The sequence below is a fragment of the Pseudomonas sp. Xaverov 83 genome (assembly GCF_019352905.1).
GTDB classification, from domain to species: domain Bacteria; phylum Pseudomonadota; class Gammaproteobacteria; order Pseudomonadales; family Pseudomonadaceae; genus Aquipseudomonas; species Aquipseudomonas yamanorum.
Genome location: NZ_JAAAFU010000072.1, coordinates 69,402 through 86,927, shown reverse-complemented (window position 1 = coordinate 86,927; position 17,526 = coordinate 69,402). Strand labels below are relative to the sequence as shown.

General features: G+C 61.6%; 16 protein-coding genes. 12 read left to right on the top strand and 4 right to left on the bottom strand.

The window, feature by feature from the left end:
* Positions 1 to 38: 38 nt before the first annotated feature.
* A complete protein-coding gene (locus K0H47_RS20545; protein WP_063028586.1) occupies positions 39 to 1,406 on the top strand; it encodes an NAD(P)-dependent oxidoreductase in 1,368 nt (455 codons plus the stop codon).
* Positions 1,406 to 2,680: an NAD-dependent dihydropyrimidine dehydrogenase subunit PreA gene (gene preA / locus K0H47_RS20540; RefSeq protein WP_177026952.1), complete on the top strand. Its 1,275-nt coding sequence runs from the start codon at positions 1,406 to 1,408 to the stop codon at positions 2,678 to 2,680. The genes K0H47_RS20545 and preA overlap by 1 nt, the downstream gene beginning before the upstream one ends.
* Positions 2,681 to 2,817: 137 nt before the next feature.
* Here preA and K0H47_RS20535 read toward each other — a convergent pair whose 3' ends face one another.
* Entirely contained in the window at positions 2,818 to 3,438 is a 621-nt protein-coding gene (locus tag K0H47_RS20535; RefSeq protein ID WP_003207828.1) for a TetR/AcrR family transcriptional regulator, read from the bottom strand.
* Between the two features lie 143 nt (positions 3,439 to 3,581).
* Between K0H47_RS20535 and K0H47_RS20530 the strand changes: the two genes are divergently transcribed.
* The 10 genes from K0H47_RS20530 to K0H47_RS20485 all read left to right on the top strand — a co-directional run bounded on the left by K0H47_RS20530 (position 3,582) and on the right by K0H47_RS20485 (position 12,489).
* Positions 3,582 to 4,025, top strand: a complete 444-nt coding sequence (locus K0H47_RS20530; protein ID WP_177026953.1) for a GNAT family N-acetyltransferase — start codon at positions 3,582 to 3,584, stop codon at positions 4,023 to 4,025.
* Between the two features lie 23 nt (positions 4,026 to 4,048).
* A complete protein-coding gene (gene copC, locus K0H47_RS20525) occupies positions 4,049 to 4,414 on the top strand; it encodes a copper homeostasis periplasmic binding protein CopC (protein WP_003207825.1) in 366 nt (121 codons plus the stop codon).
* A 3-nt stretch (positions 4,415 to 4,417) separates the two neighbouring features.
* A complete protein-coding gene (copD, locus tag K0H47_RS20520) occupies positions 4,418 to 5,275 on the top strand; it encodes a copper homeostasis membrane protein CopD (protein WP_219273534.1) in 858 nt (285 codons plus the stop codon).
* Between the two features lie 148 nt (positions 5,276 to 5,423).
* A complete protein-coding gene (locus K0H47_RS20515) occupies positions 5,424 to 6,692 on the top strand; it encodes an OprD family porin (RefSeq protein WP_219273533.1) in 1,269 nt (422 codons plus the stop codon).
* Between the two features lie 184 nt (positions 6,693 to 6,876).
* Positions 6,877 to 7,698, top strand: a complete 822-nt coding sequence (locus tag K0H47_RS20510) for an NAD(P)-dependent oxidoreductase (protein WP_219273532.1) — start codon at positions 6,877 to 6,879, stop codon at positions 7,696 to 7,698.
* 30 nt (positions 7,699 to 7,728) lie between these two features.
* Positions 7,729 to 8,604 carry an SMP-30/gluconolactonase/LRE family protein gene (locus K0H47_RS20505; protein WP_219273531.1) on the top strand — a complete coding sequence of 292 codons (876 nt, stop codon included), beginning with the start codon at positions 7,729 to 7,731 and terminating at the stop codon, positions 8,602 to 8,604.
* A 51-nt stretch (positions 8,605 to 8,655) separates the two neighbouring features.
* Positions 8,656 to 9,627 (top strand): TRAP transporter substrate-binding protein, encoded by a 972-nt coding sequence (locus tag K0H47_RS20500; protein WP_093207955.1) that lies wholly within the window; start codon positions 8,656 to 8,658, stop codon positions 9,625 to 9,627.
* A gap of 67 nt (positions 9,628 to 9,694) precedes the next feature.
* On the top strand, positions 9,695 to 10,222 hold the full coding sequence (locus K0H47_RS20495) for a TRAP transporter small permease (protein ID WP_201141369.1): 528 nt from the start codon (positions 9,695 to 9,697) through the stop codon (positions 10,220 to 10,222).
* Entirely contained in the window at positions 10,223 to 11,503 is a 1,281-nt protein-coding gene (locus tag K0H47_RS20490) for a TRAP transporter large permease (protein WP_010166793.1), read from the top strand.
* 128 nt (positions 11,504 to 11,631) lie between these two features.
* Positions 11,632 to 12,489, top strand: coding sequence for an aldose 1-epimerase (locus tag K0H47_RS20485; RefSeq protein WP_219273530.1), 858 nt, complete (start codon positions 11,632 to 11,634; stop codon positions 12,487 to 12,489).
* Positions 12,490 to 12,639: 150 nt separating this feature from the next.
* Here the strand turns inward: K0H47_RS20485 and K0H47_RS20480 are convergent, their stop codons facing one another.
* From K0H47_RS20480 to K0H47_RS20470, 3 genes are all read right to left on the bottom strand, one after another.
* A complete protein-coding gene (locus K0H47_RS20480; RefSeq protein ID WP_063028568.1) occupies positions 12,640 to 13,785 on the bottom strand; it encodes an HlyD family secretion protein in 1,146 nt (381 codons plus the stop codon).
* Positions 13,782 to 15,440: an MFS transporter gene (locus tag K0H47_RS20475; protein WP_177026959.1), complete on the bottom strand. Its 1,659-nt coding sequence runs from the start codon at positions 15,438 to 15,440 to the stop codon at positions 13,782 to 13,784. Before K0H47_RS20475 ends, K0H47_RS20480 begins: the two co-directional genes overlap by 4 nt.
* Positions 15,441 to 16,014: 574 nt before the next feature.
* Positions 16,015 to 17,493 carry a DASS family sodium-coupled anion symporter gene (locus K0H47_RS20470; RefSeq protein ID WP_219273529.1) on the bottom strand — a complete coding sequence of 493 codons (1,479 nt, stop codon included), beginning with the start codon at positions 17,491 to 17,493 and terminating at the stop codon, positions 16,015 to 16,017.
* Positions 17,494 to 17,526: the final 33 nt, after the last annotated feature.

Below are 17,526 nucleotides of genomic sequence, written 5' to 3'. Positions count from 1 at the left end.
ACCAGAGGCAGCACCTCAAAAACCGTGAGGCCAATACCGTGATCCAGACTCTGAACCATCTTCCCCACCCCCATGAAGATGCGGCAGCCCTCGCCGCGCATTTCACCGACCTGGCGCCGCCGCTCAATGCCCGGCAAGCCCAACTGGAAGCGTCGCGCTGCCTCTACTGCTACGACGCGCCGTGCGTTAACGCGTGCCCCAGCGAAATCGATATCCCGTCGTTCATCCGCAATATCCACACGGAGAACGTCCAGGGCGCCGCGCAGAAGATTCTCTCGGCGAATATCCTCGGCGGCAGTTGCGCCCGGGTCTGCCCGACAGAAATCCTTTGCCAGCAAGCCTGCGTGCGCAACAACGCCGAAGAATGCGCCCCGGTGCTGATTGGCCTGTTGCAGCGTTACGCGGTGGACAACGCGCACTTCAGCGAACACCCGTTCCAGCGCGCCGCCCCCACCGGCAAGCGCATCGCGGTGGTCGGCGCCGGGCCTGCGGGCTTGTCCTGCGCCCATCGCAGCGCCCTGCACGGCCATGACGTGGTAATTTTCGAAGCCCGGGAAAAAGCCGGCGGCCTGAATGAATACGGGATCGCCAAGTACAAACTGGTGGATGACTTCGCGCAGAAGGAACTGGATTTCCTCCTGCAAATCGGCGGCATCGAAATCCGTCATGGCCAGCGTCTCGGCGACAACCTGACCTTGAGCGAGCTGCACCAGCAGTTCGATGCGGTGTTTCTCGGCCTCGGCCTGGCCGCCAGCAAACAGCTCGGCCTGCCTCACGAGGACGCCCCCGGCCTCCTCGCCGCCACCGACTATATCCGTGAACTGCGCCAGGCCGACGACCTCAGCCAACTGCCCCTGGCCGACCGCTGCATTGTCCTCGGCGCTGGCAACACGGCCATCGACATGGCCGTGCAAATGGCCCGCCTCGGTGCCCGTGACGTCAACCTGGTGTACCGCCGTGGCCTGAGTGAAATGGGCGCCACCGGCCACGAGCAAGATATCGCCAAGGCCAACCAGGTACGCCTGTTGACCTGGGCCCAACCGGAGGAAGTGTTGCTCGATGATCAGGGCCATGTGCGCGGCATGCGTTTCGCCCGCACCCGCATGGTCGATGGCCGCCTGCAGGCCACCGGTGAAACCTTCGAACTGGCCGCCGACGCGATCTTCAAGGCCATCGGCCAAGGCTTCGACGACGCCGCGCTGCACGACCCGCTGGCCCACCTGCTGCAACGCCAGGGTGATCGCATCTTCGTCAACGAACAGCTGCGCACCAGCATCCCCGGTGTGTATGCCGGCGGTGATTGCGTCAGCCTCGGCCAGGACCTCACCGTCCAGGCCGTGCAACACGGCAAGCTGGCCGCGCAAGCCATGCACGCTCAACTCATGCTGAATGTGGAGGCTGCGTAATGGCCGATCTCTCGATTGTATTCGCCGGCATCAAAGCCCCCAATCCGTTCTGGCTGGCCTCCGCGCCGCCTACCGACAAGGCCTACAACGTGGTCCGCGCCTTTGAAGCAGGCTGGGGCGGCGTGGTCTGGAAAACCCTCGGCGAAGACCCGGCCGCGGTCAACGTCTCATCGCGCTACTCGGCGCACTTTGGCGCCAACCGTGAAGTGCTCGGCATCAACAATATCGAGCTGATTACCGATAGGTCCCTGGAGATCAACCTGCGGGAAATCACCCAGGTGAAAAAAGACTGGCCGGACCGCGCGCTGATCGTGTCATTGATGGTGCCGTGTGTTGAGGAGTCGTGGAAACACATCCTGCCACTGGTGGAAGCCACCGGCTGTGACGGCATCGAGCTGAACTTCGGCTGCCCCCACGGCATGCCGGAACGCGGCATGGGCGCGGCGGTGGGCCAGGTGCCGGAGTACGTGGAACAGGTGACGCGCTGGTGCAAGACCTATTGCTCGCTGCCGGTGATCGTCAAGCTCACACCGAACATCACCGACATACGCGTGGCGGCGCGGGCAGCGTATCGCGGGGGCGCGGATGCGGTGTCGCTGATCAACACCATCAACTCCATCACCAGTGTCGACCTGGAGCGCATGGTCGCCCTGCCGATGGTGGGCACCCAAAGCACCCACGGTGGCTACTGCGGTTCGGCGGTGAAGCCGATTGCGTTGAACATGGTGGCGGAGATTGCCCGGGATCCACAGACACAAGGCTTGCCGATCTGCGGCATTGGCGGGATTGGCAACTGGCGCGACGCGGCGGAATTCGTCGCAATGGGCTGCGGCGCGGTGCAGGTGTGCACGGCGGCGATGCTGCATGGGTTTCGGATCGTCGAGGAAATGAAGGACGGGCTGTCGCGATGGATGGACAGCCAGGGTTACAACAGCCTGCAGGAATTTTCCGGGCGGGCGGTGGGCAATACGACGGATTGGAAGTACCTGGATATCAATTACCAGGTGATCGCCAAGATCGACCAGGAGGCGTGTATTGGCTGTGGGCGTTGCCATATTGCTTGCGAAGATACGTCGCACCAGGCGATTGCCAGCTTGAAGCAGGCGGATGGGACACATAAATACGAGGTGATTGATGATGAGTGCGTGGGGTGCAACCTGTGCCAGATCACTTGTCCGGTGGCGGACTGTATCGAGATGGTGCCGGTGGATACCGGAAAGCCGTTTTTGAACTGGACGCAGGATCCGAGAAATCCCTACCGCGAGGCGGTGTAGCCCTCCAAACAGACGCCCTATGAATGATCGTTCCCACGCTCCGCGTGGGAATGCATCCGTTGACGCTCCGCGTCACGACCTCAAGAGCGGACGCAGAGCGTCCAGGGCGGCATTCCCACGCGGAGCGTGGGAACGATCTAGGGCTCCAACCCAATCCCCCGCAGGATCACACTCGTCACCGTCTGCACTGCCCGTTCAAACTGCATGTCCGACAACGGCTGATGGTCATTCAGGATCTTCACCTGGTGATCAAAGTCGGCATAGTGCTGGGTCGATGCCCAGATCATGTACAGCAGGCTCGACGGCTCCACCGGCAGGATGCGCTTGTCCTCCACCCACTGGCGAATCTTCGCTTCCTTCATCTTGGCCCAGTCATACAGGCTCACATCCAGCGCCTCCCCCAGGGTTGGCGCGCCGTGGATGATTTCGTTGGCCCAGACTTTGGAACCATAGGGTCGGCTGCGGGAATGTTGCATCTTGGCGCGGATGTAGCTGCTGAGCACCACCCGCGGGTCGTCGAACATCTCGAAGCACAAGGCGTCCTGTTTCCACACTTCCAGCAGGTCGAACAACACCGCGCTGTACAGCTCGCTCTTGGTGCTGAAGTAGTAATGCAGGTTGGAGCGCGGCAGCTGCACTTCTTCGGCGATGTCGGCCATGGCGGTGCTGCCATAGCCCTTCTCGGCGAAAACCTTTTCCGCCGCCAGCAGAATCTTTTCGACGTTGACCCGACGAATACCGATCTTGTGATTGCCCATAAGGGCTCCCTGACAACAACATGGCTTCAAGACTACCATCCGCTCTAGGTCGCGGCGACACGCCACTGTGAAACTTCGTACAAGCACCTTCCCCGTGGAAAGCGGATTGGTTAGCATCGCCATCCCCTCGAAGGATCATCTCCATGACTATTCGACTGCGAGACGCGTGCGACGACCCGGTGCTTGGCGCACTGTGGGAACGCTCGGTGCGCGCCACCCATGACTTTCTCAGCGAAGACGACATCCAGCGCCTGCTGCCCCTGGTGCGCGACTGCTACCTGCCCATGCCCGCCCTTGAGGTGTGGGTGTACGAAGACGCCCAAGGCATTGCCGGCTTCGTCGGCACCGGCGGCAACAATGTCGAGATGCTGTTTATCGACCCGAGCCGGCGTGGCCAGGGCATCGGCCGACAGTTGCTGGACTTCGTGCGCGCCCGCCACGACACCCTGCGGGTCGACGTGAACGAGCAGAATCCACAGGCCGTAGGTTTCTATCTGCACTATGGTTTTATCCAGACTGGCCGCTCGCCCGTCGATGGCGAAGGCAAGCCCTTTCCCTTGTTGCACATGGCACTGCCTAACGACTGACTCTCACCTGAAGGTATTGAACAATGTTGATCAAGAAAACCCTCACCACCGTCGCCCTGCTCGCTTCCCTGCTGGGCGCCTCGGCCGCGTTTGCCCACGCCCACCTGAAAAGCTCGGAGCCTGCCGCCGACAGCAGCGTCGCCGCCCCCAAGGACCTGCGCCTGACGTTCAGCGAAGGCGTTGAAGCGACGTTCACCAAGGTGTCCCTGAGCAAGGACGGTACCGAAGTCGCGATCAAAGGCCTGGAAACCCCGGATGCCGACAAGAAAGTATTGGTGGTGACACCGGCCGCACCACTGGCCGCTGGTACCTACAAAGTGGTGTGGAACGCCGTCTCGGTGGATACCCATAAAAGCAACGGTGAATACAGCTTCAAGGTCGGCCAATAATTCATGGCCACCCTGCTGGTGCTGTGCCGTTTCCTGCATTTCATCGTGGTGCTGTTGATGTTCGGGGCCTGTGTGTTCAGGCCCTGGCTGCTGGGCGCGGGACCGCAACCGGTGCTGGACCGCCAACTGGCGCGCATCACCCAAGGGTTGGCGTGGCTGGCATTGGTGTCGGGGGTGGCGTGGTTGCTGTTGATCAGCGCGAGCATGGCCGGAGTCGGGCTGCGCGCGCTGGAGTGGTCGACGGTGCAGTTGGTGCTGGGCAAAACCTTCTTCGGCCAGGTCTGGACCTGGCACCTGGTGCTGAACGTGCTGCTGGTGCTGGGCCTGATGACGCCGTGGAAGGCGTTGCGCCTGCCGCTCTGTGCATTGCTGCTGGCGACACTGGCACCGGTGGGCCATGGCGCCATGCTCAATGGCCTGGCCGGGCAACTGCTGATCCTCAATCAGGTGGTGCACCTGGTGTGTGTCGGTGCCTGGCTGGGTGGCTTGCTCCTGCTGGTGCTGATCCTCAGGCAATCGCCCCACTATCCACTGGAACCGATCCTCAAGCGTTTCAGCGGCATTGGTTATGGGCTGGTGACGGGATTGCTGGTGACCGGCCTGATCAACGTGCGGGTGCTCACCGGGCAGTTCTGGCCAACGCCCTTGTTCACTGGGTTCGCCCTGATCCTGCTGATCAAGGTGCTGCTGGTGTTCGGCATGCTCGCACTGGCGCTGTTGAACCGCCTGCGGATTCACAACTGTGAGCAGCGACTGCCTGCGTTGAAGGCCAGCGTGATGGTTGAATGGTTACTAGGTGTTTCAGCGGTAGCCGCCGTTTCGCTGCTTGGTACCTTGCCGCCCATGGTTACAGCAGGATAACTCCTCCTCCACTGGCGCCCTTCACACAGGGAGTCATCGTATAACTTTCGATTGACAACCCCCTAAAACCTCGCAAATATCGCCTCCAATGTTGTACGACAACGTATAACAAAAAATAAAAACAACAAAAAGACAACGGAGCGTCACTGTGAGCCAACACGTCCGCCATTTCTCCTGCACCTCCCGTTTTGCCGCCATCGGTTTGAGCAGCCTGGCCCTTACCCTCCCCGTCACCGCCTCGGCAGAAGGCTTCATCGACGACGCCACCGCTACGCTCAACCTGCGCAACGCCTATTTCAACCGCAACTTCACCAATCCCGCCTACCCCCAGGGCAAGGCCGAGGAGTGGACGCAAAACTTCATCCTCGACGCCAGGTCCGGCTTCACCCAAGGCACCGTCGGTTTCGGCCTGGACGTGCTGGGCCTGTACTCGCAGAAACTCGACGGCGGCAAAGGCACCGCCGGCACCCAGTTGCTTCCGATCGGCAGCGATGGCCGCCCTGCGGACAATTTCGGCCGCCTGGGCGTGGCGCTGAAAACCCGGTTGTCGAAGACTGAATTGAAAGTCGGCGAATGGATGCCGGTGCTGCCGATCCTGCGTTCGGATGACGGTCGCTCACTGCCGCAAACCTTCCGAGGCGGCCAGGTCACCTCCAGCGAAATCACTGGCCTGACCCTGTACGGCGGCCAGTTCCGCGGCAACAGCCCGCGTAACGACGCGAGCATGGAGGACATGTTCCTCAACGGCAAAGCCGCATTCACTTCGGACCGCTTCAACTTCGGCGGCGGCGAATACACCTTCAACGACAAGCGCACCCAAGTGGGCGTGTGGTACGCCGAGCTGAGCGACATCTATCAGCAACAGTATTTCAACCTCACCCACAGCCAACCCGTGGGCGACTGGACCCTGGGCGCCAACCTCGGGTACTTCACCGGCAAGGAGGACGGCAAGGCCCTGGCCGGCGACCTCGACAACAAAACCGCATTCGCTCTGCTCTCGGCTAAATACAAAGGCAACAGCTTCTATATCGGCCTGCAGAAACTCACCGGCGACAGCGCCTGGATGCGGGTCAACGGCACCAGCGGCGGCACCCTGGCCAACGATAGCTACAACGCCAGCTACGACAACGCCAAGGAAAAGTCCTGGCAGGTGCGGCACGACTTCAACTTCGTGGTGCTGGGCATTCCCGGCCTGACAATGATGAACCGCTATATCAGCGGCGATAACGTGCACACCGGGGCGATCACCAACGGCAAGGAATGGGGTCGTGAGTCGGAACTGGCCTACACGGTACAAAGCGGTCCACTGCGGGACCTGAATGTGCGCTGGCGCAACGCAACAATGCGCCGGGATTTCAGTACCAACGAGTTTGATGAAAACCGGATATTCATCAGTTACCCGCTGTCGTTGTTATAGCGGTTTACAAACACCAGGAAAGGCTTTTGTGGCGAGGGAGCTTGCTGGAGTGAGAGAGCTCCCTCGCCACAGGACAGCGATGACCCTCTATCAACTTCGACCAATAGCGCGTTGACAAGTGTAGGAAACCCTAACGATACTTCGGAATAGTCATACGACAACCTACAACAATAACGGGACCACCATGACCACCACAACCTCCCCTACCCCGTTCAACCGCTTGCTGCTCACCGGCGCCGCCGGTGGCTTGGGTAAAGTCTTGCGCGAACGCCTGCGCCCTTACGCCAAGGTACTGCGCCTGTCGGACATCGCCGACATGGCCCCGGCCGCCGACGACGGCGAAGAAGTGCTGCCTTGCGATCTTTCCGACAAACAGGCCGTGCACCACTTGGTGGAAGGCGTCGATGCGATCCTGCATTTCGGCGGCGTGTCAGTGGAGCGCTCCTTCGAGGAAGTGCTGGGCGCGAACATCTGCGGGATCTTCCACATCTACGAAGCCGCCCGCCGCCATGGGGTCAAGCGCGTCATCTTCGCCAGCTCCAACCACGTCATCGGCTTCTATAAGCAGGACGAGGCCCTCGACGCCCACTCCCCGCGCCGTCCGGACAGTTATTACGGCCTGTCCAAATCCTACGGCGAGGACATGGCCAGTTTCTACTTCGATCGCTATGGCATCGAAACCGTCAGCATCCGCATCGGCTCGTCGTTCCCGGAACCACAGAACCGCCGGATGATGCACACCTGGCTGAGCTTCGACGACCTCACCCAACTGCTCGAACGCGCGCTGTACACACCCAACGTCGGCCACACCGTGGTCTACGGCATGTCGGATAACCTCGACGTCTGGTGGGACAACCGCTTCGCCGCCCACCTGGGTTTCACCCCGCGAGACACCTCTGAAGTGTTCCGCAAACAGGTGGAAGCCCAGCCGCTGCCCGCCATCGACGACCCGGCGCGGGTGTACCAGGGTGGTGCGTTTTGTGCCGCCGGCCCGTTCGGTGACTGACCACAGACCAACCCAAGGGAATGAGTGGCCATGCAAGCAGAACTGATTGTCGACGCCCGCAACGCCGTAGGTGAATGTCCGGTGTGGGTGCCCGAGGAAAACGCCCTGTACTGGGTGGATATTCCCAACGCCGAGCTACAGCGCTGGAGTGCCAGCAGCGGCCAGGTGCAAGCCTGGAAAACCCCGCAGATGCTCGCCTGCATCGCCCGCACCACGACGGGCAACTGGGTCGCGGGCATGGAAACCGGGTTTTTCCAGCTGACGCCCTGCAACGACGGCACGCTCGACACCGCGCCGTTGGCCAGCGTCGAGCACGCCCGCCCGGACATGCGCCTGAACGATGGCCGCTGTGACCGCCAGGGTCGGTTCTGGGCCGGCAGCATGGTGCTGAACATGGGCGCGAATGCGGCTGAGGGTGTGCTTTATCGCTATCAAGCCGGCCAACCCGTTCACACGGAACTCAACGGTTTCATCACCCCCAACGGCCTGGCCTTCAGCCCCGACGGGCGCACGATGTACCTCTCGGACTCGCACCCGCTGGTGCAGCAAATCTGGGCCTTCGACTACGACATCGACAGCGGCACGCCGTCCAACCGCCGGCTGTTTGTGGACATGCACCACTTCCTTGGCCGCCCTGACGGAGCCGCCGTGGATGCCGAAGGCTGCTACTGGATCTGCGCCAACGATGCCGGGCTGGTCCACCGCTTTACCCCCGACGGTCGCCTCGACCGTTCACTGACTTTACCGGTGAAAAAACCCACCATGTGCGCCTTCGGCGGCAGCCGCCTGGACACCTTGTTCGTCACCTCGATCCGCGACGACCACAGCTCGCACTCCCTCGCCGGCGGCGTCTTTGCCCTGAACCCTGGCGTACAGGGAATGCCCGAACCGCAGTTCATCCTCTAGCTGCATCGCTGTGCCTTGAACAAAACAATAACAAGACTGGAGAGACACCCCATGGACTTCAAACGCACCTTGCTCGCCGCTGCACTCCCGTTCGTGTTTACCCTCGGCAGCACCGCCCACGCACTGGAAATCAAATTCGCCGACATCCACCCCGCCGGCTATCCCACCGTCGTCGCCGAAGAACAACTGGGTAAAACCCTAGTCGCCGAAAGCAACGGCGGCCTGACCTTCAAGATGTTCCCCGGCGGCGTGCTGGGCTCGGAAAAGGAAGTGGTGGAACAGGCCCAGGTCGGGGCGATCCAGATGGCCCGAGTCAGCCTCGGCATCGTCGGCCCGGTGGTGCCGGACGTAAACGTGTTCAACATGCCGTTCGTGTTCCGCGACCAGGTGCATATGCGCAAGGTCATCGACGGCGAGATCGGCGATGAAATCCTCGCCAAAATCACCGACTCCGAATTCAACCTGGTGGCGCTGGCCTGGATGGACGGCGGCACGCGCAACATCTACACCAAGAAACCGGTGCGCAAGATCGAAGACCTCAAGGGCATGAAGATTCGCGTGCAGGGCAACCCAATCTTCATCGAAACCATCAACGCCATGGGCGGCAACGGCATTGCCATGGACACCGGCGAGATCTTCAGCGCCCTGCAGACCGGGGTGATCGACGGCGCGGAAAACAACCCGCCCACCCTGCTGGAACACAACCACTACCAGAACGCCAAGTTCTACAGCCTGACCGGCCACCTGATCCTGCCCGAGCCCATCGTGATGTCGAAAATCACCTGGAACAAGCTCACCCCCGAGCAACAGGTGCTGGTAAAAAACACCGCCAAGGCCGCGCAGATCCAGGAACGCGAGCTGTGGGACACCAAGTCCGCCAGCAGTGAAGCCAAGCTCAAGGCTGCTGGCGTTGAGTTCATCGACATCGACAAAAAACCGTTCTATGAGGCCACCGCTTCGATCCGCGACAAGTACGGCGCGCCTTACGCCGACCTGATCAAGCGCATCGAAGCCGTCGAGTAACCCAACCGCCTCTCATAGATAAGGCCCGGCGCGGTCGGCATCGACGCGCCCGGTCACGGTGAACGCCATGAAGAATTTACTGCTGCGCATCAACGACCGCATTTACATGAGCTGCATCTGGGTCGCCGGCCTCGCCGTTCTCGGCGTCGCGCTGATCATCCCCTGGGGCATCTTCGCCCGCTACGTCCTCGGCACCGGCTCCAGCTGGCCGGAGCCCACCGCCATCCTGCTGATGCTGGTGTTCACCTTTGTCGGCGCCGCCGCCAGTTACCGCGCCGGGGCGCATATGTCGGTGGCCATGGTCACCGACCGCCTGCCGCCCGGCCAACGCCGAATCGTTGGCATACTCTCGCAACTGCTGATGGCGACCATCTGCCTGTTCATGACGATCTGGGGCAGCAAGTTGTGCCTGTCGACCTGGAACCAGTTCATGAGCGCCATGCCGACCTTGCGGGTGGGCATCACCTATATGCCGATCCCGATTGGTGGCTTGCTGACCCTGGTTTTTGTGCTGGAAAAACTCCTGCTGGGTGACCAGAGCAACCGCAGGGTGGTGCGCTTCGACCTGGTTGAAGAAAGTGAAGGGGCTGCCTGAATGGACGCATTGATTCTGTTGGGCAGCTTTATCGCCCTGATCCTGATTGGCATGCCGGTGGCCTACGCCCTGGGGCTTTCTGCGCTGATCGGCGCGTGGTGGATCGACATTCCGTTCCAGGCCCTGATGATTCAGGTGGCCGGCGGGGTGAACAAGTTTTCGCTGATGGCGATTCCGTTCTTTGTGCTGGCCGGGGCGATCATGGCCGAGGGCGGCATGTCCCGACGCCTGGTGGCGTTTGCCGGGGTGCTGGTGGGGTTTGTGCGCGGCGGCTTGTCCCTGGTGAACATCATGGCCTCGACGTTTTTTGGCGCGATCTCCGGCTCGTCGGTGGCCGATACCGCCTCCGTGGGTTCGGTGCTGATTCCGGAAATGGAACGCCAGGGCTATCCCCGTGAATTCGCCACCGCCGTCACCGTGAGCGGCTCGGTGCAAGCCTTGCTGACACCTCCCAGCCACAACTCGGTGCTCTACTCCCTGGCGGCTGGCGGCACCGTGTCCATCGCCTCACTGTTCATGGCCGGCGTGGTCCCGGGCCTGCTGATGAGCGCCTGCCTGATGGTGCTGTGCCTGATCTTCGCGAAAAAGCGCAACTACCCCAAAGGCGAAGTGATCCCCCTGAAACAGGCGCTGAAAATCTGCGCCGACGCATTGTGGGGCCTGATGGCCATGGTGATCATTCTTGGCGGGATTCTGTCGGGTATCTTCACCGCCACAGAGTCGGCGGCGATCGCCGTGTTGTGGGCGTTCTTCGTGACCATGTTCATCTACCGTGACTACAAATGGAGCGAGTTGCCCAAGCTGATGCACCGTACGGTGCGCACCATTTCCATCGTGATGATCCTGATCGCGTTCGCCGCCAGCTTCGGCTACATCATGACCCTGATGCAGATCCCGGCGAAAATCACCACGATGTTCCTGACCCTGTCGGACAACCGCTATGTGATCCTGATGTGCATCAACGCCATGCTGCTGTTGCTGGGCACGGTGATGGACATGGCGCCGCTGATTTTGATCCTCACGCCGATCCTGTTGCCGGTCGTGCTGGGCATCGGCGTCGACCCGGTGCACTTCGGCATGATCATGCTGGTGAACCTCGGGATCGGCCTGATCACCCCGCCAGTGGGCGCGGTGCTGTTTGTGGGGGCGGCGGTGGGCAAGGTCAGTATTGAGAAGACCGTGAAGGCACTGCTGCCGTTTTATGGCGTACTGTTTTTGGTGCTGATGGCCGTGACCTACATTCCGGCGTTGTCGTTGTGGTTGCCCGGGCTGGTGTTATGAACTGATCGTTCCCACGCTCTGCGTGGGAACGCCGCCATGGACGCTCTGCGTCCGCTCTTAAAACCGTGACGCAGAGCGTCACAGGATGAATTCCCACGCAGAGCGTGGGAACGATCAAGGGTGCGCTGATGCTTGAACTCGAAGACAACCTCACCCACCTGACGCTGGCGCCAGCGTTGGGTGGCAGCCTCGTCAACTGGACCGTGCGCAGCAGCGGCGAACCCTTGCTGCGCCCTACTGATCAACCAGCACTGGCCACCGGTTTGCCGGGCAAGCTGGGGTGCTTCCCGCTGGCGCCCTGGTCGAATCGGATTGCCGAGGGTGGCTTCGATAACCCGTCTGGGTGGTTGGCACTCGAACCCAACAGCCCGCTGGACCCGCTGCCGATTCATGGCAGTGCCTGGCAGCAGGCGTGGCACGTGGTCAGCCAGGCGGCAGACGAAGTGGTGCTGCAACTGGACAGCAGCGCACCCTTTGCGTATCGCGCCGAGCAAAGGGTTCAGTTGAAGGACGGCAGGTTGAGCATCACCTTGCGGGTCACGCATCTGGAGGAAAAAGCGGCGTGGCATGGGCTGGGATTACATCCGTATCTGCCGCGCAGGCCCGGCACACAGTTGCAGGCCAAGGCTGGGCAGGTGTGGATGAGTGATGCATCGAAATTACCGACAGGGCTGGCTGCCGTACCCGTCGATTGGGATTTTCAGCAGCTCAAATCGTTGCCTGAGGCGCTGGTGGATAACGGTTTTTGCCAGTGGGATGGGCGCTGCGTCATCCAGCAGCCAGACCTGGGTTACACCCTGGAATGCCAGGCCACCGGCAGCGACTACTTCCTGCTGTATTGCCCGCCGGGGCTGGATTTTTTCTGTTTCGAGCCGGTGAGCCATCCAGTGAATGCCCATCACCTGCCGGGTAGGCCGGGGTTGAAGCTGTTGGAACAAGGCCACTCGGCAGAACTGAGTTTCAGCCTGCAATACAGTTCCCTCTAGCGACACAAAACCCATCTAGGAGCTGGCTTGCCTGCGATGCAGGCAACTCGGTCTTTCAGGTACACCGAGGTGATGCCATCGCAGCGATGCGGCGACCCGACAAGCCAGCTCCCACATTGATTGCATTCCACAATGGAGACTTCCGGTGTGTCAGGGCGGGGTGTTTTTCAGGCGCCCCGCCGTGTCGATACTCACCACCACCGACAACCCCGGCCGCAGCCGCTCACTCTGCTCCTGCCCCGGATCCACGGTAATCCGCACCGGCACCCGCTGGGCGATCTTGACGAAGTTGCCAGTGGCGTTATCCGCCTGCAACAGGCTGAACTCCGACCCGGTCGCCGGGGAAATACGCTGCACCGTGCCGTGAAACTTGCGATGGTCCAGGGCATCCACGGTGAAGGTCACCGGCTGGCCGACCTGCACGTTGTCCATCTGGGTTTCTTTCATGTTGGCAATCACCCACAGCTGGTTCGGCACCAGCGCCATCAACTGTGCGCCGCTGTTGACGTAGGCCCCGAGGCGCACGCCAATCTGGCCCAGTTGCCCGTCACGCGGGGCGATGATGCGGGTGTTCGACAGGTCGATACGCGCCAGTTCCACCGCCGCATCGGCATTGGCCACCGCCGCCTCCAACGAACCGCGATTGACGATCACTGTCTGCAAATCCTGCCGGGCGATTTCCAGGCTGGCCTGGGCCTGGGCCACGGCTGCGATGGTTTGCGCATTGGCGGCACGGGTCACGTCCAGATCGCGCTTGGACACCGAACCGTCGCTGATCAACTCTTCGTTGCGGCGCAGGTCAGCGGTGCTCTTGCGCGCCTGGGCCTGACTGTCGGCCAAGGCGGCCTGACGCAGCTTGATGGTCGCCTCGGCGCTGTTGCGTTGCTGCACCACATTGGCCAGGGAGGCCTGTTGCACCGCCAACTGCGCCAGGGCTTGGTCCAACCGCTGCTTGTAGATGCGGTCATCGAGGCGCACCAGCAAATCCCCGGCCTTGACGTACTGGAAGTCCGTCACCGGCACTTCATACACGTAGCCGCTGAGCTGCGGCCCGATGATCGTCACCTGGCCACGCACGAGGGCATTCTCGGTGGTTTCCACGGCGCTGCTGAAGGGCGGCAATTGCCAGGCGTAGAGCACGATCAGCACGCCGATAATCGCAATCGCGGCAAAGCCCATGGAAGAGATGATGCGCACCCGCAAGGAGCGCGGTTCGGTGGCCGGCATGCTCGGCGGCGCGCTGCCTTCCGGCGTGGAAGCGATGGCGTTGGTGGTGGTCGTCGTCGGTTCGGTCATGAAGAAAGTGCGCCGCTGGGTTGAACGGGAGGCGCTGCACTGGCGGCAGCTTTAGTGGTACTCATCAGCCAGAGGCTGCGGATAAAAATCCAGATCATGGTGAGTATGGCGATGATCGCAATCAGCATGAACACATCGTTATAGGCCATCACATTCGCCTCGCGGGTGGCTGCGGTGGCCAGGCTGCGAATGCCCATCAGGTTACGCAACTCGGGGTCGGCAATCACCCCGCCATAGGCCGAACCGCCACTGGCCACCCGCGCCGCCACACGCGGATCGAGCAAGGTCAGGTGTTCGACGATCATGCTGGAATGAAATTTCTCCCGCACGATCTGGAACGTGCCCAGCAATGCCGCGCCGATCAGGCCGCCGAGGTTCTGGCAGATCCCGAACAACACCGAGAAACTCACCAGGTTCCTGGGGTTGGTCAGCACGTTTTTCGTGCCCAACACCATGGTCGGCCCGAGGAAGAACGTGCCGCCAAAGCCTAGCAGGAACTGGCTGATGTACATGTTTTGCGGGCGCGTGAGGTTGCTGGAGAAACTGTCCATCACCGACCCTGTGGCCATGAAAGCCAGGGAGATGATCAATGGCATCAACAGGTGCGCCGGGTTGATGGTCAACGCGCTGACGGCCAGGCCGGCAATCGCTCCCGCCAGCATCACCCAGTACAGCGTGCGCATTTGCTCGTTGCTCATGTTCAGCATCTGCATGAACCCCACGGCGCCAGTGGACTGTTCCGAAAGCACCATGCGAATCAGCACCACCGCCAACGCCAGGCGAATCATTGCCCCGCTGCCCAGCCAACGGGTCATCAGCAACGGGTTGGAGCGGTTATGTTCGATGGCCAGGCCGGCCATGATCAGCACCAGCGAACAGGCCGACGCAATACCGATCCACGGAGCTTCCAGCCACCAATCGATACGGCCCAGGGACAGCACCGCGCAGAGCAAGGCGACGCCGGTGGCGAGGATGGCGAAGGTCAGGAAGTCGAGTTTTTCGAAGGTCCTGAAGCGGTCGCCCGGGGGCAACTTGAGCAGGAATACACAGCCCAGGCAGGTCAGGGCCATGCCTAGTTCGAAAAGGTAGAGGCCGCGCCATTCGGCGATTTGCAGCAGGTCTTCGGAGAACAGTCGGGCCAGGGGCAGTGCCAGTTGCGCGGTGCCCAGGCCGAGGACCAGGGCCTTCATCCGCCATTTCGCAGGGAAGGCCTGGATCATGTAGTACAGGCCCAGGGAGCTGAGGGCGGCGCCGACCATGCCGTGGGCCGCGCGTACGGCGATGGCCGAGCTGAGGTCGTTGACGAACAGGTGGCCGAAGGTGACCAGGGCGTAGAGCACCAGGAACACTTCGGTGAACGCACGCAGGCCGAATTGCTGGCGGAATTTTACCAGCAGCAGGTTCATGGAGACGTTGGTCATGACGTAAGCGGCGGGGAGCCAGGCCATCTCGGCCGTCGTGGCCCCCAGGGCGCCCTGGAGGTACACAAGGTTGGCGATCACCAGCGAGTTGCCGAGGCCGCCGGTGATGGCCACGAGTACGCCGACGAGGGCGTAGGCCCAGCGTTTGCGGGTGGAATGCAGCGGCGTCGACGGCGAGCCCGGCAGGCTCGGGCGCTCGTGGGGCTGCCAGGTGTGAGGGGTGTATTTGTCCATTCGGTGGCCTTGATGAACCGGCGTTTGGGGCCGGTGGAACGGTTACTCAGGGAGTAGTAAACCTGAGTGGAGTTCAACTTGCCATCTTGGGAGGGATTTGGGCGGTTGGGGGTGTATATCCATTGCTGCGGTAACGGCGGCTTATGGTTACGCTCTTACAGCGGCTCACTTTTGAAGAGCGCAAAAGTAAGCAAAACGCTCTTGCCCCATCACTCAGCACCTGGCTTAGGCTCGGTGTGCCCGCACTCCGGCATTACGAAGCGGGCACGGTCAAATGTGGGAGCTGGCTTGCCTGCGATGGCATCGCCTCGGTGTATCTGAAAAACCGAGTTGTCTGCATCGCAGGCAAGCCAGCTCCCACAGAAAAGCAGAGCTGCATCAGCTTCAGATTTGGCTTTCGCTCTGGATCTTGCCTTTGCTTTTAACACTCAAGCCGGCCGGGAGGCCGCTGTGCTCTTGCTTTTGATCTTGATCTGACTGCCCCAATAAGCCCGAGGCCGAACGCAGGCAGTGCGGAGCGGGTAAACCGGCAGGACGCCGTTACCTAAATAACGGATATGTACACCTACCCCCCTCAAACCCACCCCAACCAACTCCAATACGTAGCCGCAAACACCAACATCAACCCATACCCCACCAGCGTCACCAAAATCCCCACCTTGGCAAACTGCCGCGCGGTAAACGTGCCGGTCCCCAAACACACCATGTTCTGCGGCGCATTGATGGGCAGGATAAACCCGTAGCTCATCACAAACCCCAGGAGCATCGTCATCCCCAGCCGACTGAAGTCCCCGGGCAATGTCTGCAACACCGCAATCAAAATCGGCAACAACGCCGAGGTCAACGCCGTGGCACTGGCAAACCCCAAATGAATCACAATCAAAAACGCCCCCAGAATCGCAAACACCCCCAGCGGCCCCACCTGATCCAACCCGGTATGCGCCACCACCTGCGCACCCAGCCACTGCCCCGCCTGGGTCGTCAGCAACGCCGTACCCAGGCTGATACCCACCCCGAACACAATCACCGTGCCCCACGGAATCCGCGACTGCACATCCTTCCAGGTCATCACCCCAATCCCCGGCATCAGCAAAAACACCAACCCAGCGTACGTCGTCGAAGTCGTATCAAAGCTGTGCAGTCGTCCCTCGGTGGCCCACGCCAGCAAGAGCAATACCGACACCGTCAGCAACCGCTTCTGCGGCCCCGTCATCGGCCCGATATCCACCAGCGATTGCGCCACCGCCTCCTTGCCCCCGGGAATGCTGTCACTCTCCGGCGGCAGCAGCTTCAACACCAAAAACAACAACACCGCCGACATGATCACTGCCCACGGCGCCCCGGCGATCAGCCAGTCGATCCACGACACCCGCTGCCCCAGCATCTTATCCATGAAGCCAACCGTCAGCAGGTTCTGCGCCGCCGCCGTCTGAATCCCGACGTTCCAGATGCTCGTGCCCTGAGCCACGACGATCATGATCCCGGCCGCGATATTCGAACGCTTGTCCACGCCGAACGCCGCAACCACCCCCATCATGATCGGCACCACACACGCACTGCGCGCCGTCGCGCTGGGCACCATCAGGCTGAGGAGGATGGTCACGGCAATTGCCCCGACGAGAATTCCCCGCGTGCTGGTCCCCACGCGCGTCAGGGTGACCAATGCGATGCGCCGGTCCAGGCCGGTATGGGTCATGGCTGCCGCGATAAACAACGCACCCGCCACCAGTGCCAATGCCGGGTTGGAAAACCCCGTCAACGCCATGCTGATGGCTGGGCTGGAGCCGATCAGGTGCGTGGGGTCTTGCAGCGACGGCGCAGTACCGAGCAAAAAAGCCATCAATGAGGTGATCATGATCGCGCTAGCCTCATAAGAGACCGCTTCGGTGATCCACACCACCACCGCAAACGCGAGGATCGCCAGCATCCGGTGCCCGGCCACCGGCAAGTCGGCCGGCAACGGCAACAGCAACACGCCGACCATCACCAGCACGCCGGCCACCAGGCCCAGGGGCAACTTGAATGAAGCAGCAGTTGTTGCAGGGGCACTCATGGGGTTCTCCGTCGGCCTTTAAATCAGGCCCAC